1 protein-coding gene is annotated in these 1931 nt (G+C 73.8%); it reads right to left on the bottom strand.

Annotation, left to right across the window (positions count from 1 at the left end):
• Positions 1 to 54: 54 nt before the first annotated feature.
• A partial coding sequence (locus tag A612_RS08725) for a mechanosensitive ion channel family protein (RefSeq protein ID WP_019374119.1) occupies positions 55 to 1931 on the bottom strand: 1877 nt, incomplete at its 5' end.

Below are 1931 nucleotides of genomic sequence, written 5' to 3'. Positions count from 1 at the left end.
CCCCCCCCAGCCAGTGGCTGTGGCTGCGCGCCTGGCGGGGCTAAAAAGGGGCCCTCAGCCAGCGGCATCGGCCGGTGGCTGCCCCGCGGCGGCGCGCTCGTCCAGGAGCGGCGCCTCCGGGGTCACCAGCGTGGTCGCGGGCGGCGACAGCTGCAGGCCCTCGCGCCGCAGCGCCTCCAGGATGGCAAACAGCAGGTCGCTGCGCACGCCGCCCACCTGCCGCGGACTGGCGACCCAGCCGATCGCCAGGAAGGTGAGGGTGCCGTTCTGGATGCCTTCGAGCTGCACCACCGGGGCTGGGTCGTCCAGCACCGCCTCGTGGGCCTGGAAGGCTGCCAGGATCAGCTCGCGCATGCGCTGGGCGTCGGTGGTGAGCGGCGCCGGCAGGCGCAGCATGAGCCGCCCCTGGGCGCCGGTGAGCGTCACGTTGCGCACCGTCTTGGTGATGAACTCGGAGTTCGGCACGATGACGGTGGAGCGGTCCCACTGCTGGATCTCGGTGGCGCGCACGTTGATGCGGCGCACGTCGCCTTCGGTGTCGCCCAGCACCACCCAGTCGCCCACGCGCACCGGCCGCTCGGCCAGCAGGATCAGGCCGGAGATGAAGTTCTGCACGATCGCCTGCAGGCCAAAGCCGATGCCCACCGACAGGGCGCTGGCCACCCAGGCGATGCGCTCCACGCTGATGCCCAGGCCTGCCAGGGCGATGGCGATCACCACCACCCCGCCGATGTAGCCCAGCAGCGTGGTGATGGAGCTTTGCATCCCCGGCTCCAGCGCGGTGTTCGGGAAGTAGCGTTCGGCCAGCCAGCGCTTGAGCATGCGGATCGCCATGAAGCCCGCGACCAGCACCGCCACCGCCGTCGCCAGGGACTGGGGAGCGAGCACGAAGTCGCCGATCTTCAGGCTGCCGCCCTGCAGGCTGCCGCGCCGGAACAGCTCGTCCGGGCCGGTGCCGAAGGGCGCCATCAGGGCGATTGCCATGTAGAACAGCAGCAGCACCCGCAGCGCCCCCGAGGCCAGCACCGCCAGTTGGTCCAGCAGGCGCGGCTCCAGGCCGAGCGCGGTGTGCAGGTGGCGCCCGACCATGCCCTGGGAAGACAGCAGCGCCTCGCTCAAGTCCTCCGCCAGCAGGCACAGCAGGTAGGTCGTGGCGAACACCACGCCGGACCACACGGTCTGGCGCGCCAGCATGCCGGCCAGCGCCACGTAGCCGAGCGCCAATCCGAGCAGGGCGGCCAGCACCGCCAGGGCCGCTGCCGCCAGCACCACGCCCAGCCACAGGGGCCGGACCTCCATCTGCACCGCCGCCTCCAGCGGCGCTGCGGGCTCGGTGGCCGCGGGCTGCGCCACCCGCACCACGCGGCGGCGCGTGCGCGCGAGGAAGGCCGCCAGCGCCAGCGACAGCAGCAGCGCCGCCAATGCATGCGTGAACACCTCGGCCGACAGGCTCACGCCCAGCAGGGCGTTGAGGTCGCCGGCCAAGGCGCCTGCGGCGGACAGCAGGGCGATCCACCAGGGGTAGGGTGCCAGGCGCCGTGCCTGGGCGTCCGACAGCGGCAGCAGGCGCCAGCTCGGCCGCCGGCGCGCCAGCAGCGCGTTGCCCAGGCTGATGACGAAGGCGGCGTAGGCCCCGGCGCGGATGCTCGCATGCTCCAGCGCGCGCAGCAGCTCCGAGGGGGGCTGCCCGGCCGCGAGCGCAGCCCAGGCCGCCTGCAGGGCCGCCGCCACCAGCAGCACATTCGCGCCGATGGCCAGGGCCGCGAGCAGCGAGCGCCGCAGCCGCGTGGCCGGCAGGTGTGCGGGCAGCAAGCGCAGCAACAGGCGCTGCAGCGCCCAGGGCGCGACCGTGGCGAGCGCGAGTGCGAGCAGCACGGAGCCGAGGAAGGCCGGGCGGCGCGCCGGTTGGGTGGCGCTTGCGACCGCCGTGG

The organism is Melaminivora alkalimesophila, from assembly GCF_000282995.1.
Classification (GTDB): Bacteria; Pseudomonadota; Gammaproteobacteria; order Burkholderiales; family Burkholderiaceae_C; genus Melaminivora; species Melaminivora alkalimesophila.
This window is presented reverse-complemented; position numbering and strand designations above follow the sequence as displayed.